18 protein-coding genes are annotated in these 23,246 nt (G+C 66.7%); 5 read left to right on the top strand and 13 right to left on the bottom strand.

The window, feature by feature from the left end; genetic code table 11:
* Positions 1-70 precede the first annotated feature (70 nt).
* The 3 genes from fdhA to FBY36_RS07540 all read right to left on the bottom strand — a co-directional run bounded on the left by fdhA (position 71) and on the right by FBY36_RS07540 (position 5,018).
* Positions 71-1,288 carry a formaldehyde dehydrogenase, glutathione-independent gene (fdhA, locus tag FBY36_RS07550; protein ID WP_142118249.1) on the bottom strand — a complete coding sequence of 406 codons (1,218 nt, stop codon included), beginning with the start codon at positions 1,286-1,288 and terminating at the stop codon, positions 71-73.
* Positions 1,289-1,614: 326 nt separating this feature from the next.
* On the bottom strand, positions 1,615-4,443 hold the full coding sequence (locus FBY36_RS07545) for an ATP-binding cassette domain-containing protein (protein ID WP_142118247.1): 2,829 nt from the start codon (positions 4,441-4,443) through the stop codon (positions 1,615-1,617).
* Positions 4,440-5,018: a hypothetical protein gene (locus FBY36_RS07540; protein ID WP_200830460.1), complete on the bottom strand. Its 579-nt coding sequence runs from the start codon at positions 5,016-5,018 to the stop codon at positions 4,440-4,442. Before FBY36_RS07540 ends, FBY36_RS07545 begins: the two co-directional genes overlap by 4 nt.
* A 112-nt stretch (positions 5,019-5,130) precedes the next feature.
* On the opposite strand from FBY36_RS07540, the gene FBY36_RS07535 reads away from it, so the two are divergent.
* Positions 5,131-6,411 carry a wax ester/triacylglycerol synthase domain-containing protein gene (locus FBY36_RS07535; RefSeq protein WP_142118246.1) on the top strand — a complete coding sequence of 427 codons (1,281 nt, stop codon included), beginning with the start codon at positions 5,131-5,133 and terminating at the stop codon, positions 6,409-6,411.
* A 90-nt stretch (positions 6,412-6,501) separates the two neighbouring features.
* Here FBY36_RS07535 and FBY36_RS07530 read toward each other — a convergent pair whose 3' ends face one another.
* From FBY36_RS07530 to FBY36_RS07515, 4 genes are all read right to left on the bottom strand, one after another.
* A complete protein-coding gene (locus FBY36_RS07530) occupies positions 6,502-8,091 on the bottom strand; it encodes an APC family permease (protein ID WP_235008942.1) in 1,590 nt (529 codons plus the stop codon).
* Between the two features lie 206 nt (positions 8,092-8,297).
* Complete coding sequence (locus FBY36_RS07525) at positions 8,298-9,953, bottom strand: GMC family oxidoreductase (RefSeq protein ID WP_142118242.1); 1,656 nt, start codon at positions 9,951-9,953, stop codon at positions 8,298-8,300.
* Positions 9,954-11,492 carry an aldehyde dehydrogenase family protein gene (locus tag FBY36_RS07520; protein ID WP_142118240.1) on the bottom strand — a complete coding sequence of 513 codons (1,539 nt, stop codon included), beginning with the start codon at positions 11,490-11,492 and terminating at the stop codon, positions 9,954-9,956. It lies immediately after the preceding gene.
* Between the two features lie 99 nt (positions 11,493-11,591).
* Positions 11,592-12,173, bottom strand: a complete 582-nt coding sequence (locus tag FBY36_RS07515) for a TetR/AcrR family transcriptional regulator (RefSeq protein ID WP_142118238.1) — start codon at positions 12,171-12,173, stop codon at positions 11,592-11,594.
* A 141-nt stretch (positions 12,174-12,314) separates the two neighbouring features.
* On the opposite strand from FBY36_RS07515, the gene FBY36_RS07510 reads away from it, so the two are divergent.
* On the top strand, positions 12,315-12,503 hold the full coding sequence (locus tag FBY36_RS07510; protein WP_142118236.1) for a hypothetical protein: 189 nt from the start codon (positions 12,315-12,317) through the stop codon (positions 12,501-12,503).
* A 72-nt stretch (positions 12,504-12,575) separates the two neighbouring features.
* On the opposite strand, the gene FBY36_RS07505 is transcribed toward FBY36_RS07510, so the two are convergent.
* Positions 12,576-13,553 (bottom strand): ABC transporter substrate-binding protein, encoded by a 978-nt coding sequence (locus FBY36_RS07505; RefSeq protein ID WP_142118235.1) that lies wholly within the window; start codon positions 13,551-13,553, stop codon positions 12,576-12,578.
* A gap of 327 nt (positions 13,554-13,880) precedes the next feature.
* Here FBY36_RS07505 and FBY36_RS07500 point away from each other — a divergent pair, with 327 nt between their 5' ends.
* Positions 13,881-16,211, top strand: a complete 2,331-nt coding sequence (locus FBY36_RS07500; protein ID WP_142118233.1) for a chromosome segregation ATPase — start codon at positions 13,881-13,883, stop codon at positions 16,209-16,211.
* A gap of 96 nt (positions 16,212-16,307) precedes the next feature.
* On the opposite strand, the gene FBY36_RS07495 is transcribed toward FBY36_RS07500, so the two are convergent.
* Positions 16,308-17,006, bottom strand: coding sequence for a type 1 glutamine amidotransferase domain-containing protein (locus FBY36_RS07495; protein ID WP_142118231.1), 699 nt, complete (start codon positions 17,004-17,006; stop codon positions 16,308-16,310).
* Positions 17,007-17,030: 24 nt separating this feature from the next.
* A complete protein-coding gene (locus FBY36_RS07490) occupies positions 17,031-17,903 on the bottom strand; it encodes an aldo/keto reductase (protein WP_142118230.1) in 873 nt (290 codons plus the stop codon).
* 140 nt (positions 17,904-18,043) lie between these two features.
* On the opposite strand from FBY36_RS07490, the gene FBY36_RS07485 reads away from it, so the two are divergent.
* Entirely contained in the window at positions 18,044-19,036 is a 993-nt protein-coding gene (locus tag FBY36_RS07485; protein ID WP_142118228.1) for an LLM class flavin-dependent oxidoreductase, read from the top strand.
* A 1-nt stretch (position 19,037) separates the two neighbouring features.
* Positions 19,038-20,549: an MFS transporter gene (locus tag FBY36_RS07480; protein WP_142118226.1), complete on the top strand. Its 1,512-nt coding sequence runs from the start codon at positions 19,038-19,040 to the stop codon at positions 20,547-20,549.
* Here FBY36_RS07480 and FBY36_RS07475 read toward each other — a convergent pair.
* From FBY36_RS07475 to panD, 3 genes are read right to left on the bottom strand one after another with little or no spacing between them, the layout of a single operon-like run.
* A complete protein-coding gene (locus tag FBY36_RS07475; RefSeq protein ID WP_142118224.1) occupies positions 20,546-21,712 on the bottom strand; it encodes an FAD-dependent oxidoreductase in 1,167 nt (388 codons plus the stop codon). The genes FBY36_RS07480 and FBY36_RS07475 overlap by 4 nt on opposite strands.
* A gap of 42 nt (positions 21,713-21,754) precedes the next feature.
* The gene (locus tag FBY36_RS07470; protein ID WP_142118222.1) at positions 21,755-22,681 is read right to left on the bottom strand and encodes an AEC family transporter; all 927 of its coding nucleotides are present in this window, start codon (positions 22,679-22,681) and stop codon (positions 21,755-21,757) included.
* Between the two features lie 51 nt (positions 22,682-22,732).
* Entirely contained in the window at positions 22,733-23,158 is a 426-nt protein-coding gene (panD, locus tag FBY36_RS07465) for an aspartate 1-decarboxylase (RefSeq protein WP_200830459.1), read from the bottom strand.
* Positions 23,159-23,246 lie beyond the last annotated feature (88 nt).

Genomic DNA, 23,246 nt, shown 5'->3' with positions numbered 1-23,246 from the left:
GAACGGCCTGCGTACTGTCTCGGTTTAGATGCCGGGGTGTGACGGTGGGGATGCCCCACCAGCTGCGGTTCTACGCCGCGACGTATCCGTTCGGATTCAGCACGAACTTCGTTGCAGAACCGGCGTCGAATTCGGCGTAGCCGCGCGGTGCGTCCTCAAGTGGGATCGCTGTGGCGTTTACTGCCTTGGCGATCTGGACCTTGTCGTGCAGGATCGCCATCATCAGCTGGCGGTTGTACGACATGACCGGGCACTGTCCAGTGGTAAACGAAAGGGACTTTGCCCATCCGGTGCCCAGGGACAGTGACAGGGAGCCGTGCTTTGCTGCCTCGTCGATTCCACCGGGGTCGCCGGTGACATACAAGCCGGGAATGCCAAGGGCCCCGCCTGCAGCGGTGATGTCCATGAGCGAGTTCAGCACGGTGGCGGGGGCCTCGTGGGAGGCGTCCTTGCCATGACCGCGGGCTTCGAAACCTACGGCGTCAACGCCGCAATCGACTTCGGGGACGCCAAGGATTTGCTCGATCTGGTCCTTCGGATCGCCCTTGGTGACGTTCACCGTTTCGCAGCCGAAGGAGCGGGCCTGAGCCAGCCGGTCTTCGTTCATGTCACCGACGATCACAACGGCTGCACCGAGCAGCTGCGCACCGACGGCGGCCGCGAGGCCCACCGGGCCGGCACCGGCAATGTAGACGGTGGATCCGACACCCACTCCTGCGGTGACAGCGCCGTGAAAGCCTGTGGGGAAAATATCGGAGAGCATGGTCAGGTCCATGATTTTTTCCAGGGCCTGGTCGCGGTCCGGGAACCTGAGCAGATTCCAGTCGGCATAGGGGACCAGCACGTATTCGGCTTGGCCGCCCACCCAGCCGCCCATATCCACATAGCCATAGGCGCTGCCCGGGCGGTCCGGGTTGACGTTCAGGCAGATGCCCGTCTTGCGCTCCTTGCAGTTGCGGCAACGGCCGCAGGAGATGTTGAAAGGTACAGAGACAATGTCTCCCACCTTAATGAACTCCACATCCGGACCGACCTCCACCACTTCGCCGGTGATTTCATGGCCAAGGACGAGGTCCTTCGGGGCCGTGGTCCGGCCCCTGACCATGTGCTGGTCCGAGCCGCAGATATTGGTGGTCACCGTGCGCAGGATGGCGCCGTGGGGTACTTTTCGGCCCACATTGGCAGGGTTGACGCCAGGCCCATCCTTGAGTTCGAACGTCGGGTAGTCGGTGGTGATGATTTCGACGACACCGGGTTCTTTGTAGGCAACGGCTCTGTTTCCTGACATGGACACTCCTTTTGGTAGGGGTATTTGGTGCAAAACCTTCCATTCGGATGGCCTTGCACTGGTCCTGCAACGTTGCAGACGAGACGCTGCCCCATGGCCCGAGAGCGGTGCTTCGATAGGGATACCTCCCCAGGTTTCAGGCCACCGAAGCACCCTTCACGGGTATGGGACAGCTCTTCATGCCTCTGATGATCGAAGAGCTTGCAATGATGAGACTAGGGTCACAAGGCGTACAACAAAAGCGCGAGATTTTGAAGATAACCATGCGGAATAGATGCATGATCGGTCCACAGTTCATAACTGCCCCACTACTTTCGGCGGGGTCCTCAGGCCTTGAGTTGTAGCCGGTCCCTGACGGGGGTGGACTGGGCCTTCGCGGCCTGCCCGCCCGCGCTGGAGACCGGCTTCACCCGCCGCAGTGCGGCGAGGATGGCCCGGCCAACCACGGCGATGCCGATGACCGTAGTGACGGCGCGCAGGGTGTCCCAGCCCGCCGTCGACGTCAACAGCGAGTACAAGAAAAAGCTACTGAGGTTGGTGCCCAGCGGCGCGCCCGGCACATAGGAAATGCCGGTGCCGGCGCCCACTGCGAACGGCCAGAACCACAGGTTGGTCAGCAGCCCGAACAGGTAGGACGCCACGACGCCGTAGCCGGCCAGCATCCACAGTTCCGCCCTGCCCCGCACCCGGCGGGGGAGCAGACCAGCGCCCGCGCCCACCCACGCGCACGCGAAGATCTGGAACGGCGTCCACGGCCCAACGCCACCCCACAGGACGCTGGAGACGGCGATGGTGGCCGCGCCCAGGAGCAGGCCGAAACGCGCGCCGAACGCCCGGCCGGCCAGGATCAGCAGGATGAAAACGGCTTCCACGCCGCCGACGCCGGTGCTCGCCACCCGGACAGCGGAACCGACGGCGGCCAGCACGCCGAGCAGTGCCACCGTGTGTGCCGACCGGACGGAGCCATCAAGGGACACCACGACGGCGACAGCCGCCACGGGTGCGATGGCCAGCGCCGCGTAGGGGAGGGCAGCGGTGGCATCCTGCGGCAGGGCGGCTGCGAGCAGCGGCCAGCAGAACGCCGCGAGGGCCAGCAGGTTTGCGGTTGCGAGGACTGCCAGCTCGACCGGGCGCGGCATCCGAAGGCGGCGGGGCTTTACAGTGTCCCGTGGGTCAGCCTGCTCGTTGAGGGTGTCCGGCTGGGGCCTGGTTGCTGCCGGCCGGGGTGGGAGGACAAGCGGCTCGGGGCTGATGGCTGGTTCGGCTGCAGGTGCCACACCGTCCCGCATCGGCAGGATGCGGGCGCCCACGCCGCGGGCGAACTCGAGGTCGTGGGTGGCGATCAGGACTGCTGCGCCGTTGTCCGCCGCTGCCCGCAGAGCCGCCGAGACGGCTGTCCGCGCTTCGGGATCCAGGCCGCGCGTGGGCTCATCGATCAGCAGCGCCTGCGGGCAGTCAATGGTCTGCAGTGCGATGGCCAGGATCCGGCGCTCGCCGGCAGAGAGGTCCCGGGGATGTTCATGGCCAATGGGAATCTGCACGCCTCCCCGCAGCCGGGCCAGGCGTGTGGCGGCAAATCCGCGCGCAGAAGGCTGGAGGCCCTTTCCACGTGCCAGTCGCCGCTCGGCCGCGCGGAGCTCGCCGGAAACGGTGTCCCGGGTGAACAGATCGTCCGAGGCATCCGGCACCAGTGCCACCCTGGCGCCGTCGACCTTGCCTTCAACAGATCCGTCACCCAGGGCCAGCGCCACCAGGAGGGAGGACTTCCCGGCCCCGTTCGGCCCCACCAGGGCCACTATTTCGCCGGGGTGAAGGGCCAGGGACGCGTCGCGCACCAGCGGCTTGCCCTTGCGGTGCACCGCGAGGTGTTCCGCGGTGAGCACGGGCACGGAGTCCGGCACCTCCCGCGCCGGGCCGGCTTCGGAGTGGGCAGCGGGGGTTGACGGCGCAGTACCCGGCACCAGGGCCCCATCGTCGATGGTCCACCACGAGTCGGCAATGGGGGCGAGTGCTTCCGCCCGGTGCTCCGCCACGATGACGCAGACACCCTCCTCCCGGGCCAGGGCGCTGAGCACGGTGATGACGCGTGCGCGTGCGGTGGCGTCAAGGTCCGCCAGGGGCTCGTCAGCCAGGAGCAGGGCAGGAGAATCCACGACGGCGGCGGCGATGGCCACGAGCGTCGCCTCACCGGCCGAAAGGGTGCTGACGTTCCGGTCCAGGAGCCTGGAAACCCCCATGCGCTCGGCCACCTCCAGCACCTGCGCCTTTGCAGCAGAGGCAGGCGCGCCGCGCAGCTCCAGGGCCAGGCCAATTTCGTCGCGCACAAGGGTGGTGGCAAAGGCCGCGCGGGGGTTCTGCAGGACGACTCCAACGAGGCGGGCGGTATCCCGCGGTGGGGCGGACGCGCGGTCCAGTCCGCCCACGCGCACAGTCCCGGAAGCCTCTCCACCGTCAACGTGGGAGAGCAGGCCGGCGATGCCGCGCAGGATGGTTGACTTGCCGGAGCCAGTCGGTCCGGTGACCACCGTGACGGACCCGCCCGGCGGGGCGAACCCGCCTACGTTGATGCAGGTGTCCCCAATCCGGAACCGGGCGTTCCGGAGCACAAGCGGCGCACCGCCGTCGAACCCTTGCGTTTGCGCTGCCCGGCTTCCGAAGCCGCGCAGCTCCAGCGCCGCGGCAACCCGGCCGGCGTGTTCCAGGGTGCGCTCCAGCACGGGCACCAGGGCGCGGGGCCCAAAGCGTTCACCCCGCAAGCGGAACGCAAGGCGGACGGAGGCCACGGCGTCGGCCAGTGCCGGAAGTGCCGCCCACGCCACCACCAGCATCCGGGCAACGCCCTGCAGGGGGCCGCCGCGGGCTAGCCGGACGAAGCCGCGGGAAATATCCACCCAGGCATTGAGGAGGCCGAAGCCCAGGATGATCGCGGCGATGGGCAGGGCGGACAGCACCGCCGCCCACAGGCCGGGCCCGGTGACCGGACCGAGGAAGACCACGTGGGCATAGGGGGCGGGAAGGCGCAGCGGCGGCAGGTCGAGCAGGATGGGGCTGCCGGTGCCCGCGCCGTTGAAGAGGACGCGGTAGACGACCCGCGCCGCGATGAACACAGCGGCGAGGACTGCCGCTGCGCGCAACGGCGCGGGCCGGAAGGTCATGCCGCGGGGGCGGCCGGCTCGCCGTCGACCGTGAAGAGCAGTTCCAGGCTCTCTCCGGGGTTGACCTTCAAGGTGGCCAGGCCTTCCTGGGCGTAGGCCCATTCACCGGAGGCGGGCTTGACCCACAGGCCCCAGTAGGCGAAGGCGGCGGGCATGCCCTTGCATTCCTCGCGGTAGGTGCCGTCCTTGTGCTTGATGTCGAAATCGGCGGCAGGGACGCCGTTCACGCGGCAGACGATTTCGTTGGGGTACTGCGTGGTGCCTTCGGTCTTGATCTTTGCCTCGTCGAGCACCTTGGACGCCACGGTGGGTCCGTCCACGGACACGCAGGTGGAGGTGGTTGCGGCGGACTGCTTCAGGGCGCCGGAATCAACGATGACCTTCACGCCCGCGCAGGGCTCGCTTGCGGCGCTGGAAGAGGCGGCGCTGGATGAAGCACCGGTTGAAGCCGGTGCCGAGGAGGCGGAGGGGCTGGGCTGGTTGGCAGTCGGCGTGGAACAGCCGGCGAGGGCAATCAGGAGACCGGCGGCGGCGAGTGAGCCTGCGGCGGCGGTACGGATGTTAGTCAAAGTCACCTGTCAAGGGTAGGGCGTTGCCCGTCCGGAGCAGGAGGCCGTGCCCTTGTATGACGCCAGGTCTCCATCAGAACCACTGACAGTCCGGCTGGTTCAAGGCTACTCTCGAGACATGCGCCCAGCGACACAACGGCTGGCCCCTGCTGATGAGGCGAACCTGGTGCTCGACCACGCCGGCCAGGTCAACGTGTTCCTCGTCGCTGCGCTGCTCGCACCCGGCGGCTTCCTGGCTCCGGACGGCACCGCGGACATCGCAGCGCTGAGGGCGGTCCTCCGTGAACGGATTGCGGAGTTGCCGGCACTCCGCAAAAGCGCCGTCCAGGCAGGCCGCCGACACTACTGGATTGAAACGGTTCCCGACCCCGAGCACCACATTCGCACGGTAGAACCCGTGGATGGCCTCACAGGGCTTGGGGACAGGTGCGCCGAGCTTATGGGGCAGCCGCTGGCAGGGGACCGTCCGATGTGGGAGATCCTGGTGGTACCGGGTGCCACCGCGGGAGGGCTCGGCGTCGTGCTGCGTATCCATCACGCGGTGGCCGACGGGATGACGGCGGCTGTCATCGTGCAGCGGCTTTTTGACCCCGGCGAACCGCTGGAGAGTCCATCAAACCAGCCGTCTATGCGCGGGCTGCCGGAGGCTCCCCGACACCATCCCCACAACGATCCGCGCGGCACACTTCGTCGCCTCGGGACGGGGCTTCGCCGCATCCGCAAAACTTTATGGGGCAATGGCGTGGGCCGCACCGTGCTGCTCGGTGAGCGCAGCGCCCACCATGGCGTCGCTTTCCTGCAGACAGAAATCGAAGCCCTTGAAGCGGCGGTGCGCCCGTGGGGTGCCACCGTCAACGATGCACTGCTTGCTGCGTCGGCGGCTGGGTTCCGGGCAGCTTTGTTGGCGGCCGCTGAACCGGTTCCGGCTTGGTTGCCGGTCTCGGAACCGGTGGCTTTGAGGCGCCGCGGCACTGCGGGGAACCAGGTGGGAGTCATGCTGGTGCGGCTGCCACTCGGCGAGCCGGACCCGGATGAGCGCTTGCGGCTCATCGCAGCCCAGACGCGTGACGAGAAGCTTCGGGCCAGGGACCAGGGCACCCTGGAGTTCATGCGCGGCCCGATCGGCGCGCGCGTCATGGACCACCTCGCCAGAAGGCAGCATCTGGTGGGCGGGTTCGTCACCAACGTGCCGGGTCCGAAAGGAGCTTTTCTCCTCGCGGGGGCTCCGGTCACCGCGCTCTGGCCGGTTGCGGTGCTTGCCGGCAACGTGCGGCTCGGCGTCGCTGCGGTCTCCTACGCCGGCAACCTGTGTTGCGGCATCCACTTCGATGCCTCGAATGTCCCAGGCGACGTGTTTGCGCGGGCCATGGGGGAGGAGCTGGCACGCCTGGGCAGGTGAGCATTGTGCTTGGAACGGTGCCTTCAGACCCAAAAGGGCCGACGGCGGCACTCGGGTGAGTGCCGCCGTCTGCCCTTGTTGCGTGCGGTGTTACGCGGGTTCTGTTGCCAGGGCTCCGTCGGCCGCCAGGGCATCCTGCGGTGCCTCGTGAGTTGCGTGGTGCTGCGCGGGGCCTGACGACGGGTGGGCGGCGACGGCGGCGGCGTGCTCGGCCAGCACCCCGGTCTGGTGCTGGATCTTGAGGCGGTAGAGCAGGGTCCCGCCTATGACCACGGCGGCGACGAACATCACGCCGCCCCACTGCAGGTACCACTCAAAAGGCGGCACCGAGTTGTAGATCTCGGGGCGGGGCCAGATCAGGTTCAGGGTCATGGCGCCGCCCCACAGGACCGCCAGGATGTTCACGGGAACACCCCACTTGCCCATGCTGAAACCGGGTTCGGAGCCGTCGTGCGCCAGGGGCCATTTCTTCAGGAAGCGGTTGCGCAGCATGGGCACCGTGACCAGGAGGTAGGACAGGTAGATCAGCACGATGCTGATGCTGGACAGGATGGTGAAGATGGCCGGCTGCATGACGTTGATGAGCAGCGGGACGACGGCCAGGACGCCCACCACGATAGCCGCGACGGTGGGAGTCCTGCGGACCGGATCCACCTTGCTGAGCTGCCGGCTGAACGGCAGGTTGTTGTCCCGGGCCATGGCGAACACCATGCGGATGGCTGCCGCGTGGACCGCGAGCGTGCAGACCACCACGGCCACCACGATGCACAGCAGGAAAGCCTTGCCGAAAGGCCCGCCAAGGACGGAGAGCACGATGTGCTGCAGGCCGCCGTCGGCAGATCCCACCTTGGGGTCGGTCAGGTCCGGTGCGGCCAGGATGCCGAACAGCAGGATCAGGCCGCCCAGCACGAACGAGGCCGTGACGGCGCGCAGGATGGCTTTGGGCGCCGTGCGCTTAGGGTCCTTCGTTTCCTCGCCCAGGGAGCTTGCGGTGTCGAAGCCGTACATCACGTAGCCGGAAGCCATGGCGCCGATGAGGAAGACACCGAAGAAGCCCAGGTCGTTGCCTTCCCCGAAGCCCGCGGTGTCGAAGAAGACCTCAGGTCCCCGCACCACGTGCCAGCCCAGTGCGAGGATGAGCAGCACGGCGGCGATCAGTTCCACAAAGACGCCGATGCTGTTGATCCGGGTCATCAGCTTCACGCCGAACGCGTTGATGAGGGTGGAGATGGTGATCATGATGGTAGCCAGCACCACGCCGTTCATGGCGAAGTCGTACGGGCCGGTGCCGTCGCCAACGAACTGGAAGCCGGACCAGAGCTGCGGCAGCGTCAGCTGCAGGGCCAGTGCCACGGCTCCCAGCGCCATGATGCTGGACAGCATCAGCAGCCAGCCGGCCAGCCAAGCGGTGGTCCCGGATGCGAGCCGTTTGGCCCAGTTGTACACGGACCCGGCCACCGGGTAGCGGCCGGCCAGTTCGGCAAAACAGAGGGCCACCATCAGCTGGCCGGCGAACACGATGGGCCAGGACCAGGCGTAGGCAGGGCCGGCCATGGAAAAACCGAAGTAGAACAGTTGGAAGACACCGGTGAGGATGGAGATGTAGCTGACGCCTGCGGCGAAGCTGGCAAACTTGCCGATGCTCCGGTCCAGGGTCTGGGTGTAGCCGAATTCGTCCATGCCGCTTGAATCAATACTCTTGCTGGGTTCCAATATGGACTCCTAGATCAGAAAAGCACGATGGGGACCGGCCCGACCTGTGGTGCGGGGAAGGTCGGGGAGGGTGTGGCCTGACGCCGTCTTGTGGACGGGGCCGGGTTGGCCCGCTGGGGTTGCGGGGCGGTGGTTGTTGAGTGGTGGCCTGGTGGGCCCGGGGTACCTGCCGCTCAGGCGAGCGACGCGCTGAGCTCCAGTTCCGCCGTCGACGTTTCTTCTGGCCGGTCGGCGCGAAGGTGGTCGGCGCGGATCAGATCGGCGCAGCGCTCGCCGATCATCATGACGGTGATGTTGGGGTTGACGGTGATGTGTTCGGGCATGACGGACGCATCGGCGACGCGGAGGCCGGTGACGCCCTTGACCCGCAGTTGGGGGTCCAGCGGCGACATGTCGTCGTCGGCCGGGCCCATGCGGACGGTGCCTACCGGGTGGTAGACGGTGTTGTGGGTCCTGCGGATGTAGTCCTGGAGTTCCTCGTCCGTCTGCGCCTCGACGCCGGGCGAGAGTTCGCGGCCGGTCCATTCCGCCATGGCGGGCTGGGCGGCGATTTCGCGGGCCTTCCGGATGCCGGCCACCATGACGCGCATGTCATGGCCTTCGGGGTCCGTGAAGTAGCGGGGGTCCACCATGGGCTTGTCGCGGAAGTCGCGGCTGCGCAGCCGGACGGTGCCGCGGGAGCGGGCATGGGTGACGTTCGGGGTGAGGCTGAAGCCGTTCTCCGTGGTGGGGTAGCCGTGCCGCAGGGTGTTCATGTCGAACGGGACGGAGCCGTAATGCATCATCAGGTCGGGGCGGTCCAGGCCGTCCTCGGTGGGGGTGAAGATCCCGATCTCCCACCACTGCGTTGAGGTCTGCACCATGGGCTGCCTGGCCTCGAACTGGACCACGCCTTCGGGGTGGTCCTGCAGGTGCTCGCCCACGCCGGGGGAGTCCACCAGGACCTCAATGCCGTGCTGGGCCAGGTGGGCGGCCGGGCCGATCCCGGACAGCATGAGCAGCTTGGGGGAGTCGATGGCGCCGGTGGACAGGACCACCTCCTGCCGCGCGGTGAGCCGGTGGGTGCGGCCGAACGCCGAGTCCACCACTTCCACGCCGGTGCAGCGCTTGTCCGCGTCGAACACCAGCTGGCGGGCGCGGAGGCCGGTCAGCAGGGTGAAGTTTTCGCGTTCCATGATCGGGTGGATGTAGGACACGGAGCTCGAGGCCCGCGTGCCGTCCGCCCGCCGGTTGATCTGGAAGAAGTTGGCGCCGTTGACCACCGTTTTTCCGGTGTTGAACCTGGCACGGGGTATCCCGGCCTGCTCGCAGGCATCCAGAAGCGCGACGCCGGCAGGATCCACCGGGGGCACGTTCATCAGGTGCACGGGGCCGGAGTCCCCGTGGTGCGGTGCGTCCGGGCCGGCGTCCTCGTTGGTTTCCAGCCGCTTGTACAGCGGCCAGGCCGCGTCGGCGTTCCAGCCGGCGGCTCCGTACTTGGACTCCCACTCGTCCAGGTCCTCCCGGGGGGCCCAGAAAGCGATGCAGGAGTTGTGGCTGGAGCAGCCACCCATGACCTTGGCGCGGGCGTGGCGCATGAAGGAGTTGCCGTTTTCCTGCGGTTCCACCGGATAGTCCCAGTCGTAGCCGGATTCCAGCAGCTCCATCCAGCGGTCCAGCTGCAGGATTTCCGGGATGTTGCGGTCATCCGGCCCGGCCTCCACTAGGGCCACGGTGACGTCCGGGTCCTCGCTCAGGCGTGCGGCCACTGCGGCGCCGGCGGATCCGCCGCCGATGACGATGTAATCGAACGAGCGCCCGCTGAGGTCCTCGATGTTGTCGACGTGCATCTAGTTCTCCTTGCCGTGGTCAGCGAACCAGCCGGTTACCTGGGGGTTGGTGTTCTGGTAGATGTGCTTGGCTTCCTGGTACTCCGCCAGGCCGGTGGGCCCCAGCTCGCGGCCGACGCCGGACTGGCCGAAGCCTCCCCACTCGGCCTGCGGGAGGTAGGGGTGGTAATCGTTGATCCAGATGGTGCCGTGCCGCAGCCGGGATGCCACACGCTGCGCCTTCCCGGCGTCCTGCGTCCACACCGCCCCGGCAAGCCCGTAGATGGTGTCGTTGGCGGTGGCCACGGCCTCGTCCTCGGTGCGGAAGGTTTCCACGGTGACCACGGGGCCGAATGCCTCGTCGGTGACCACGGACATGCCGCGTTGCACCTGGTCCAGGATGGTGGGCTGGTAGTAGAACCCGGCGTCGTACTTCTCTCCGGAAGGTGCCGCGCCGCCGGTGCGCAGCCGCGCGCCTTCCTGGATCCCGCGCTGGACGTAGGCGTGCACCTTGTCGCGGTGGGCGGCGGAGATCAGCGGGCCGGTTTCCGCGGCGTCGTCAAACGGGCCGCCGAGCCGGATTGCCTCAGCGCGCCGGACCAGCTCGGCCGTGAAGCGTTCGGCGATGGATTCCTCTACCAGCAGCCGTGCCCCGGCCGAGCAGACCTGGCCGGAATGGACGAAGGCACCGTTGAGGGCGTTGTCCACGGCGGCATCGAAGTCGGCGTCGGCGAACACCACATTGGGGTTCTTGCCGCCCAGCTCCAGCGCCACCTTCTTGACGGTGCCGGCGGCGGCAGCGGCGATGCGCTTCCCGGTTTCCAGGCCGCCCGTGAAGGAGACGAGGTCGACGTCGGGATGTTCAGAGAGCGGTGCGCCCGCCTGGGCGCCGGCGCCGGTGACGAGGTTGGCCACCCCGTCCGGCAGGCCGAGGTCCTGCAGCAGCTGCATGGCCAGGATGCTGGTGGACGGCGTCAGCTCGGAAGGCTTGAGGACGAAAGTGCAGCCGGCGGCCAAGGCGGGGGCGATCTTCCACGCTGCCTGGAGCAGGGGGTAGTTCCACGGCGTGATCAGGCCGCAGACGCCGACGGGTTCGTAGACGATCCTGCTCACGACCCCGGGGTCACCGGCGTCCACCACCCGGCCGGCCTGCTGTCCTGCGAGCCTGCCGAAGTATTCAAAACAAGCGGCGATGTCGTCCATGTCGATGCGGCTTTCGACCATCCGCTTGCCGGTGTCCAGGGACTCGGCCCGGGCGAACTTTTCCCGGCGGTCGCGAAGGCCCGCCGCGACCTTCAGGAGGAAGGACCCGCGCTCGGGGGCCGGGACCGAGGACCAGACGCCGGAGTCGAAGGCGGCACGGGCAGCTGCAATGGCGCGTTCGGAATCTTCGCGGCCGGCCTCGGAGACCGTGGCCACCAGTTCGCCGTCTGCCGGGTTGTGGATCCGGCGCACAGCGCCGGAGGCCGCCGGCTCCCAAACGCCGTTGATGAACAGGGAGGAAGCTGTCTCAGTTTCTTCGGTTGGGGCTGCATCCCGAACCGGTGTGGCGTAAGTCATAGGAAGGACAGTAACGCACGTTGAACGAGTGTTCAATACATTTCTTGAACACTTGTTCAATGACTTTGGGGAGGCTACCGTTGCCTTGCGGCAGCTGTTTTAGGCGAAAGCGATCTGCTCTGTGCGCTCGATACTCCGCTGGATGGAGGCCTTGTCCACGCCGAGCAGCGCCGTCAGCCACATGCCGTTCTGGATCACCACGATGTCCGCCGCCCGCTCCCGGCAGGCCTCCCATGGCAGGTCGGGTTTGGCGCTGGACACCAGTGCTGCGAGCCCGTCGATGTACCGGTCGAAGGCCGCGGCGTTGATCTGCGCGTAGTCCTCGTCGGCCTGGGCGAGGGCCCAGAGGTGCAGGCGCAGGGACAGGTAGCGGGTGGTCAGCAGGTCGGTGGCGGCCACGCGCCGGAGGGCCTTGCGCAGCTGCTCATCCGGGGGCGACGACGGGTCCGGGGCAACGAGCAGAAGGTCATGCTCATCCACCCGGCGCAGGGCTGCCCGGATCAGGGTGGTCTTGTCGTCGTAGTAGTAGTTGACCAGGCCCAGCGCCACGCCGGCTTCCCGTGCCACGGCCCGCATGCTCACACCGGAAATGCCGTGCCGGGACAGCAGATCCATCGCCGCCTCGAGAATGCGGGTCTGTCTGTCAGTCTGTTCGCCGGAGTTCACGGCACTGGTCCCCATCTGGCCAGACTATTGCCTAAGCGGCCGGGAGCGCACTTTCCCGGGAACCAGGCGAGCGGCTGTTGATTTTTGTTTGAAGCCTTCTTCGGCGGGGCACTTTGCTTGTGCACCAGGATTTTGTCTGTACAGCTTTGGAGATCGATGGAAAGCGCAAGCCTCATGGCCCTGCTATTTGTAGGTGCTGTCGGCGGAGGCCGGAGCGCCGAGCCCAACGCCCCGCAAATCATTGCCAGGCCTTCGCGGATGTCGGCTGCCTGGACGGCGGCCCGGAGCAGGACCGCCACGTTCCTGCACCGGTTGGCGTGGGCAGTGGAGCCGGACCCGCGCTGACACAGAAGAATCCCCACCGGGCGCACTTCAACCAGCGCACACCCGGCGGGGATTCATTCGTCGGCAGGCCGCCTACTTCTTGGGCAGGCCCGCCGGGTTCAGTTCGGACTTCTGGATGGCCTCCGAGGAGAGGCCCCAGCGGTCCAGGATTTTGGCATAGGTGCCGCCCTCGATCAGGTGGTTCAGTGCCGCCTCGGCGGCGACCGCCAGACCGTTGCCCTTCTTGGTGGTGAAGGCGATCTGCGCGGTCAGCGGCCAGCCACCGTTCAGCGTGCCCACCTGCTTCGTCTTCCCGTCCTGTGCTGCCTTGTAGGCGGCAGCCGCATTGGGGCCGAACGTCAGGTCCGCGCGGCCCGACTGGAGGGCCAGCGTGGAGGCGGAGTCGTCGTCGTAATACTGGAACTCAACCGGCTTCAGGCCATTCTTCTTGTTCTCCTCGTCCCAGCGCACCAGGATGGCTTCCTGGTTGGTGCCGGAGCCCACGATGATTTTCTTGCCTGCCACGTCCTTGGCTTCCTTGACCTCCCCGATGTCCGAATCGCTCTTGGCGTAGAAGCCCAGCAGGTCATTCCGGTAGGTGGCGAAGTCGAACTTCTCCTTGCGCGCCTCGGTGACCGTGACGTTGGAGAGGACGGCCTCGTACTTGGAGGATTCGATGCCCAGCGGCCAGTCCGCCCAGGCGACGGGCAGGACCTCGACCTGCAGGCCCAGCGCCTCACCCACGGCGTAGGCGATGTCCACCTCGCTGCCAATCAGGGTCTTGTTGTCTGTGGCGAATGTGCTGAGTGGGGCCGTGCCGCCGGTGGTGACGACCGTGAGCTTGCCGTCCGCCTTGATGGCCTCCGGCACCAGGGCGGCTGCGCCGTCATCCTTGGTCACCTTGAAGCGGTCCTGCTGCGGGGACAAATTGAAGGTCTTGCCGCTGGAGCTGGTGGCGGACGACGACGGGGCTGTCGCCGCCGAGGCGCCGGGATCTGAGCAGGCAGCCAGTCCCAGCAGCGCTGAGACGGCCAGGGCAACGACGGCGGCCGGCTTGGGTTTGAAGGCCATGGTTCCTCCTTGGAAGGGTGGCGGGGATGCAACGGCATGTGCGCGTTTGCAGCAACTATCCGGCAGCCCCCGAGGGGGAATCAAAGGCCCCGAAATGCTGGGATACAGGGAGTAACGGCGGTTAACCAGAGGACCGCGGCGGTCATATTTGGTCTGCCTTGGCTGCTTTGTCCCAAGTGGCGGCCCGTCACCGATTCATCAGAAAACGAGTACCCGGGGAAGAAAGACAGGTGGTGATTACGCGTGTTCTCCCCCCACGCCGGATCTTACGGTTGAGCCATCAGGCGGCCAGAGTGGGCCGCTTCAGTGGTCTTAACAGGAGCTCGCATGCACACTTCCCCGCCCCCCTCTGTCCGTGCCCGCCGCTTGGCTGCCGCCATTGTCCTGCCGGGGCTGCTTGCCACCAGCATGGTGCTGGTCCAGCCGGCGACTGCAGCTACCACGTCCACCACTGGCATGTGCAACGGTGTGGTGAACCAGCTCGCGCACCGTGGTGCTGTCCAGGAGAACCTCCTCAAGGCCGCTGCCAAGAAGAACGCCGATGCGATCGCTGCGCTGCAGGCGGACAACGCGAAGCTTCAAACCTCCAAGGATTCGCTCACCGCCCAGGTTGCGGCAGCACAGCAGGAGCTGGACGCTCTCGCGGCGCAGGAGAAGCAACTGGGCGACCAGGAGGCTGCTGCCCAGGCAGAGGTGGACAGGCTGACCACTGAGCAGGAGGACATCACCGCTGCCGTGGAGGCTGCCCAGGCTGAGCTCGCCGACCTGCAGGGCCAGCAGGCAAAGGTTGCAAGCGACCTGGCGCCACTGCAGGAGGAACTGGCAATGGCGCAGTCCGAATCCGCGAACCTGAAGAGCACGCTTGCCGACGTTCAGGCACAGCAGACCGCCAACACGCAGAACCTTGAGACCGCCAAGACGGAGCTTGGTGTGCTGCAGCAGGCAGCGGACCAGGCAGACTCCGACCTCGCGGACAAGAACGCCGAAATCCAGCAGGCCCAAATCGACCTCGTTGCACTGAATACCAAGGCAGAGCAGGCGGCTGTCGAGGTAAATGCTGCGCAGCAGGCAGTCTCTGATGCCGAAAATCAGCTGAAGGTACTTCAGGCAGCAGGAACCACCGCGACAGCGCAACTGGAGGACCAGCAGGCTCTGGTCGACGCCGCGAATGAGACGCTGGCCGGGCTGCAGCGCGATGCCGCCGCCGCGGACGCCGCTGTCACCGCGAAGAAGGACCAGATAGGGGGTGCCGAGGCCCAGCTCGCAGGCTTGAAGTCGACGGCCTCCCTGGCAAAGGAAGCCCTCGACGCCAAGAACGCCGAAATCATTGCAGCCCAGGACGCCCTGGTGACGCTGCGGGCCAAGGCGGCAGCAGCGGCGACGGCTGTCAGCGACAACGCCGACAAGATCGCCGCCGTCAACGCCGAAATCACCGCCCTGCAGGGCCAGATTGCCGACGCAAACTCGGCGGTTACGGCCAAGCAGGCCGAGATCACGAAGGCCCAAAGTGACTTGGCCACTCTCACCACGAAAAAGGACGCCCTTACAAAGCAAATCGCGGACCTGAACTCCCAGATCGCCGGAATCAATGGCAACTCCAACGCTAAGCGACAGTTGGAAGCGCAGCGAGACGCCGCCGTGGCCGATCTGAGCAAAGTGAACGCCGAAATCAGCGCCAAGAACGCCAGCATCTCCGCGCTCCAGGGTGACCTGACAAAATTGCAGAGCCAGGTCAACAGCCTCAACGACCAGTTGCTGACAAAGCAGCAGGAAAGCAGCGACCTGCAATTGAAGGCAAAGCCCCTCCAGGACGTGCTGACCGCTGCAAACGCCGCAGTCGCTTCGAAGGAAGCCGAGATTGCTGCCCTCAAGGGCCAAGTGACTGGGCTGCAGGATGCGGTCAACCAGGCGAATGGCGCGGTGACTACCAAGCAAGCGGAGCTGACCACCCTGCAGAATGGGCTTGCAGCCCTTCAGGGCGCTGCTACGTCGGCGGCGGACAAAGTAGCCGCCCAAGCGAAGGTGGTGGCAGATCTCGAAGCGGCGCTGCCGGCACTGGCAGGGAATGTCTCCGAAGCCCAGGCAAAGATCACGGAGCAGCGAGCGGTCCTCGAAGCTCTCCGGTCTGCCTTGGCCGAAGCGCAAAAAGCGCAGGAAGATGCAGTTGCTGCCGTGGATGCCAAGGCAACAGAGCTGGTAGGACTGCAGGAGCAGCTCCCGGCCCTTCAGAAGGCAGTCGACGATGCCAACAAAGCAGTTGGCGATAAGACAACTGAGATCAGCTCGCTCAACAAGATTGGCGACAGCCTTATAGCGCAACTCACGGTGCTGAACGGTCAGATTGCGACAAAAGAAGCCGAGATCCTCGGGTTACAGGACCAAGTGAAGCCGCTGCTGGCCCTGCTGGACAAGCTCAACGGAGAAATCAGCGCCGCGGAGGCAAACCTCTCGTCCTTGCAGTCGCAGCTGACAACCCTCGACGGACAGCTCACGGCCGCCCAGACAAAGCTCCGGGAGGTGCAAACCCAGAAGGGCGTTAAGAAAGACGCCGTGGAGGCGCAGAGGACCGTGGTGGGCAACCTCCAGCTTCAGCTGGCAAAGGTGCAGGACCAGATCACGGCCATCGATCCGACCATTGCTAACGGCGGCTGCGCCTGACCTGATAAGGCCGGCGCACAATGACGCGCGCCGCAAGGTGGGGACCAGTTCATTTCGAACTGGTCCCCTCTGCTGTTGCTAAAAAGCCGGCGTTACTCAGCTGAGGGCCGCGAGGACTTCCTTGGCCACGTCCTCGCTGGACTGCGGGTTCTGCCCGGTGATGAGGTTGCCGTCGCGCACCACATTGGAGGTCCAGGCGGCACCGTTTTCGATGACGGCCCCCTTCTCCTTGAGCGCGTCCTCCACCAGCCAGGGGGTGTTCTCGCCGGTCCCGCCGCCGAGCTCTTCCTCGTTGGTGAAGACCGTAAGGCGCCGTCCCTGGAACGCGAACCCGCCGTCGTCGTCCGTTGCACTCAGCAGGCCCGCCGGGCCGTGGCAGAACGGGGCGATGATCTTGCCATCCTTGTTGGCTGCCACCAGCAGGCGGCCCAGGTCGCCGTCCTTGTAGAGGTCCGCCATGGGGCCGTGCCCACCGGGCAGCACCAGGGCGTCATAGGCGGCAAGGTCGACGTCGGCAAGGACCAGCGGGTGCGCCAGCTCGCCGTCGATCTTCGCCAGGTAGTCGCGGAAGCCCTGCGCGCGTTCCTCGCCACCGGCGGACTCGGCGGCCAGGCTGACCTGGTCCACGGTGGGCTTCTTCCCGCCGGGAGTTGCGATATGCACCGTGTTGCCGGCCTCGGTCAGGGTCTGGTGGGATACCACCAGTTCCTCCGCCCAGTAGCCGGTGGGGTGCGCGCTGCCGTCCTTCATGGTGAGGGAATCGGCGGCCGATACAACCATCAGAATGTTTGCCATGCTGTCGCTCCTGTCTCTAATTCTTTACTTGCCGGCTGCTTCAAGCTCGGCGTACGTGTCGTCGTCGAGCGTGATGTCCGCAGCAGCCATGTTCTCCTCAAGGTGCTGAACGGAGCCGGTGCCCGGAATGGGCATCATGACGGGGGAGCGGCGCAGCAGCCAGGCCAGGGCGACCTGCGAGGTGGTGGCAACCAAGCGCTTGGCGGCCTCGTCCAGTGGGCCTCCCGGCTGGGCCAGCTGGCCGGCGGAAATCGGCGCCCAGGGGATGAAGCCGATGCCGTTCTCCTCCGAGTAGCGCAGCACGTCCTCTGAGCTGCGGTCGGTCAGGTTGTAGCGGTTCTGCACGGTGGACACGGTGAAGTGCTTTCCGGCGGCTTCGAGCTCTGCCACGCTCACCTGCGACAGGCCCAGGGCGCGGACTTTGCCTTCGTCCTGGAGCTCACGCAGCACGCCGAACTGCTCCTCGGCGTCCACCTTGGGATCGATCCGGTGCAGCTGCAGCAGGTCCAGCGTGTCCACCTTGAGCTTGCGCAGGCTCAGTTCGGTCTGCTGGCGCAGGTATTCCGGCCGGCCAACGGGAATCCACTTGTTGGGCCCGGTGCGGGTGAAGCCCACCTTGGTGGCGATCTTCAGCCCTTCCTTGTAGGGGTGGAGGGCCTCGGCGATGATTTCCTCGCTGATGTTGGGGCCGTAGGAATCGGCGGTGCCGATGAAGTCCACGCCGAGTTCGACGGCGCGGCGCACCACGGCCAGGGCGGCCTGGCGGTCTGCGGGCTCACCCCAGACGCCGTCACCCACGATGCGCATGGCACCAAAACCGAGCCGGTGCACGGTTCCCAGGTCCTCGAGTTCAATCGTTGCGGACAGTTCCAGCTGGTTCGTTGAATCATGGCTCATAGGGGCGGCAACCTCATCAGTGTGCTGAGTATTCCGCACATCACAGAAATAAGGTGGGGCCCGCCGTCGTTATGCCTCAAGTGCCCGCCGCAATCCGGCCGGCGCGCCCTACGAAACTTTTTGAAAGGCCGGCACCTGACGTGACTCTTCCCCTCTCCATCCTTGACCTGGCAACCATCGGCAAAGGCCAGACGGCGGCGGAGAGCTTCGCGGGCAGTGTGGCCATGGCCCAAAGCGCCGAAAAGCTGGGCTACCGGCGGGTCTGGTACGCGGAGCACCACAACATGTCCTCCATCGCCTCCTCCGCCACCAGCGTGCTGATCGCCCACGTGGCCGCGCACACCGAAAGCATCCGGCTGGGCGCCGGCGGCGTCATGCTGCCCAACCACTCCCCGCTGACCATCGCCGAGCAGTTCGGCACCCTGGAAACCCTGCACCCCGGCCGGATCGACCTCGGCCTGGGCCGGGCGCCGGGCAGCGACCAGAACACCATGCGCGCACTGCGCCGGGACCCCATGTCTGCCGACAGCTTCCCGCAGGATGTCCTTGAACTGCAGGGCTACCTGACCGGCCCCACCCGCATCCAGGGCGTCGAGGCCACCCCCGGCAAGGGGACCAATGTGCCGCTGTACATCCTGGGCTCGTCCCTGTTTGGCGCCCGCCTGGCCGCGCAGCTGGGCCTGCCCTACGCCTTTGCCTCGCACTTTGCCCCCGCCGCGCTGCAGGAGGCCGTGGCCATTTACCGCCGGGAGTTCAAGCCGTCCGCCCAGCTGGATGCCCCGCACGTGATCGCCGGCGTCAATGTCATCGCCGCCGACTCCGCAGCCGAGGCGCAGGAGATGTTGCAGGCCACCAAGCGTGCCCGTGTCTCCCTGTTCTTCGGCGGGGGCACCCGCGAATTCACCGACGACGAGGCGGACATGATCCTCGACTCGCCGCAGGGACGCCACATGGCACAGATGATGACGTACTCCGCCGTGGGGACGCCCGACGCGGTCATCGAGTACCTGGACAGTTTCGGAAAGCACGCCGACGCCGACGAACTCATCGTGGCGCACCAGAGCCCGGGGACCCAGGAGAGGCTGCGGTCCGTGGAGCTGCTGGCCGAGGCCGCCGGACTGGTCCGGGTCTGAGATGGCGAAGGCACAAGCGAATGCAAAGGAAGGCGTAGGCTTCCGGTCCGACCGCGGGCCCATCCTCATCGCCCTTATGCTGTCCACGGGACTCGTGGCCATCGACTCCACCATCGTGGCCACGGCCGTGCCGTCGATCGTCCGTGACGTGGGCGGCTTCTCCTCCTTCCCCTGGCTCTTTTCCGCCTACCTGCTGGCGCAGGCCGTGACCGTGCCCATCTACGGCAAGCTCTCTGACATGGCGGGCCGCAAGCCCATCATCCTGACCGGCATTGGCCTGTTCCTGCTGGGCTCGGTGCTTTGCGGGCTGGCCTGGAGCATGCCGTCCCTGATTGCCTTCCGCGCCCTGCAGGGACTGGGCGCCGGCGCGGTGCTGCCGGTATCCATCACCATCGCGGGCGACATCTACACCCTGCAGGAGCGCGCCAAGGTCCAGGGCTACCTGGCCAGCGTCTGGGCCGTTTCCTCGGTAGTGGGCCCCAGCCTGGGCGGCATCTTCTCCGCGCTGGGCATCTGGCGCGGGATCTTCCTGGTCAACGTCCCGCTCTGCCTGCTGGCTGGCTGGATGCTGGTGCGCACCCTCCACGAAAACGTGGAACGGGCAAAGCACAAGGTGGACTACGCCGGCGCCGTGCTCCTGGCCGGCTCGCTTGGCCTGCTCATTCTCGGCGCCCTGCAAGGCGGCCAGGCCTGGGCATGGAACTCCCCCGTCAGCATTGGCGTCTTTGCGGTGGGCGCAGTCCTCCTGGCCGCGTTCCTCCTGGTGGAGCGGCGGGCGGCCGAACCCATCCTGCCCTCCTGGGTGGTTTCGCGGCGCCTGCTGGGCACCACCGCATTGGTGTCCTTCGGGGTTGGCACGGTGATGATCGGCCTGACCTCCTACGTGCCCACCTTCCTGGAGGGGGCACTGTCCTCCTCACCCCTGGTGGCCGGCCTGGCCCTTGCGGCCCTGACCCTCGGCTGGCCGCTTAGCGCCTCGCAGGCCGGCAAGTTCTACCTGCGGATCGGCTTCAAGTCCACCGCCCTGATCGGCATAGCCATCTCCGTGGTGGGCCTGCTGATCCTGTCACTGACTGCGGCCGCACCCAACGTGGCGCTGATCGCCGTCAGTTGCTTCGTCGTCGGGCTGGGCCTGGGCCTGCTGGCCACCCCCACCCTGATCGCCGCCCAGTCCAGCGTGCCCTGGCACGAGCGCGGCGTGGTGACCAGCACCAACATGTTTGCCCGCTCCATCGGCAGTGCCCTGGGCGTGGCCGTGTTCGGTGCCGTGGCCAACTCCATCTACGGCGGCAGCAGCGGCGGCGAGGGGGACCCCGCCACCGTGATTTCCGCATCCGGGGCGGTGTTCCTGGCAGCGCTGGTGGCCGGGCTGCTGACCGTCGCGGCAGTGCTGGCCATGCCCGCGGTCAAGGCGGAAACTGCGGAACCGGCGGCGGAAACTGGGGAACCTGCGGCGGATTCCGCGGAACCCGTGGAGGAATCCGTGCCCAGCTCGGAGGGCCGTGCCGGTTAGGGTGCCTGGCGGGACGCGCGGAAGATCGACGGCGCGGGCCGGGTTCCGGTGGCAAGATCAGCCAGGATCCGCCCCACCACCGGCGTGAACTTGAAGCCGTGCCCGGAGAAACCGGCGCCGATCACCACGGGCCCCACCCGGTCCAGGATGAAGTCCTCGTCAGGCGTGGTGGTGTAGGTGCAGCTGATGGCCTCCAGGTCATCGGGGTCCACTCCCGGCAGCCACTGCCGCGCGTAATCCTGCAGGGCTGCGAGCTGGGTCGGTTCGGGCCGGAAATCGCGGTGGTCCGGATCTACCACCGGGCCCACCCCGTGCCAGCCGGCCTTGATGCCCTCGCCCGGGGTCTGCATGCCGTAGACGGGGGAGTACCAGCCCCGGTAGTCCGGCCCCGGGTAGTGGTTGAAGCCGGGCCACAGCGCCCGTTCATCCACCACCCGGAAATGCGCCGGCTGCTCCTGTGTGACCCTGAGCCGGGGAATCCGGATCGCGGGAGCCTCCCGGTCTGAAGCGGTGCCTGAAACCCTGCCGGAAGCCATCTCCAGCAGCTTCTCCGTCCAGCCGCCCGCCGTCACCACTGCCTGTGCTGCGGTGACCACCTCGGTGCCCGCAGCCGATTCCAGCGTCAGCCGCACGCCGTCGTCGAACACCTCAAAGTCCACGGCCTTGGTGTGGTGCCTGATCTCGGCGCCCCGGGCGGAGGCCAGCCGCTGGAAAGCCGGCAGCGCCGCTTCAGGGTTGAGCTGGCCGCCGTCGGGCATATGCAGGACCTGCTGGTCGAAGCGGATGCCGCGCCAGCGTTCATGGGCCTCCGCCGGGTCCAGGAATTCGGCGCGGATCCCGGCAGCGGTGAGGGCATCTGAAACCTTTTGGAGGTCCCCGCCCGGGCCGTGGTTGACGATTCCGGTGCGCGCCAGCAGCTGCGTACCGCTTTCCTGCTCCAGCTCGTCCCACAGCGCCAGCCCCTCGGCGAGCATGGCCACGTACTCCGGCCGGTGGTAGCCGGGGTTCAGGTTCCGGGTTGCCCCGTGGGACGCGCCGATCTTGTGCCCCGGACCGAACTGCTCCACCAGCGTCACCTGCCGGCCCCGGCGCGACAGCGCCCATGCCGCGGCAGAACCCATGGCGCCGCCGCCGATCACCACGGTGTCAAGAACAGTGTTCATCAGCCCTCCAAGCAGCGGTTGTGGTCACGTTGTAAAGCAGCCTTACGCCAGCAGGAGCGCGACGCCGATCATCGCCGGCACTGCCACCACGGTGGTGATCAGCACGGTGTCCTTGGCCACCGTAAGCCCGGTCTGGTACCGGCTGGCGGCCACGAACACGTTCTGGGCGGTGGGCAGGGCCGACGTGACCACCACCGCGAACAGCGCGTGCCCGTCCATCCCCAAGGCGAAGCGGGCGAAAACATAGGCAAGGGCCGGCTGGACCGCCAGCTTGAAGCCGCTCGCCAGCAGCGTGTCCACCCGCCGGCCGGCGGAAGCCTGCAGCGGGCGGGTGCCGTTCAGGCTCATCCCGAAAGCGATCAGCATGGCAGGGATCGCCGCGCCGCCAATAAGGTGGATGGGCTCCATGACCAGCGCCGGAACCTGGAAGCCGGTGCCGGCCACCAGCAGCCCCAGGCCCGAGCCCACGATCATGGGATTCCGCAGGATCATCAGGAAAAACCCCACGGCGGTGGTGCGGTGCGTGCTGGTGCTCGAGTCAAGGATCATCAGAAACATCGGTGTGAAGAACGCCAGCTGGAAGATCAGCAGCGGCGCCACGTAACTGGCGTCGCCCAAGACATATACCGCAATGGGAATACCAAGGTTTGCGGAGTTCGCCAGCGACGCGGACATGGCGGACATCAGCGCTTCGGGGAGTGCCCGCTTCAGCCAGAACCTGGCGAGGCCGAAGAATGCGGCGGCGGTAATAATGGCGGCCACCGCGGTAACCAGCAGCGGTTCGGCGAACACTTCCTGCAGGCGCGCCTTGCTGAGGGTTTCGAAAAGCAGTGCTGGGCTGGCGACGAAGAACGTCAGGCCACTGAGTACAGGGCGGGCGTTATCGCCGAGGATTCTCCGCCGGCCCACGAACCATCCCACCAGGATGATGCACCAGACCACGAAGAACCCCGCCAGCACCCCTAACAAGGATCAGCCTTTTGGGCACAGCGGAGGAAGGGACCGGGACGCACGCGCCGGTTACAGGGTGGAGTTGTTAAGCGCGAAAGGGGGGCGCATCATGCCGGGAGTGAGGCCCTCTGCGGGATCGTTGCCCAGCTGGATGATCCGGTTGTTTGCGTCCACGTGGACCACGCGCGGCTGGTAGGCGTGGGCCTCTTCGGTGGTCATCTGGGCGTAAGTAATCAGGATGACAATGTCGTTCTCGTGCATAAGGTGCGCCGCTGCACCGTTAATGCCGATCACGCCGGAACCGCGCTCGCCGGCGATGGTGTAGGTCTCAAGTCGGGCGCCGTTGGTGACGTCCACAATGGACACCAGCTCGCCGGGCAGGATGTCGGCGGCCTCGAGCAGGTCAAGGTCCACGGTGACTGACCCTACATAGTGCAGGTCGGCGTGCGTGACGGTGGCCCGGTGGATTTTGGACTTGAACATTGTTCGATTCATAACGGCTCCAGTCTAGACCTGCGGCCCTTTACCTGCAGTGACGCAGGAAACACAACGCATTTCAGGTGCACGCTTGCCCAGCGATGCC

Source organism: Arthrobacter sp. SLBN-122, from assembly GCF_006715165.1.
Lineage (GTDB): Bacteria > Actinomycetota > Actinomycetes > Actinomycetales > Micrococcaceae > Arthrobacter.
Note: the sequence above shows the minus strand (reverse complement) of the source record. Positions and strands in the feature narration are given on the sequence as shown.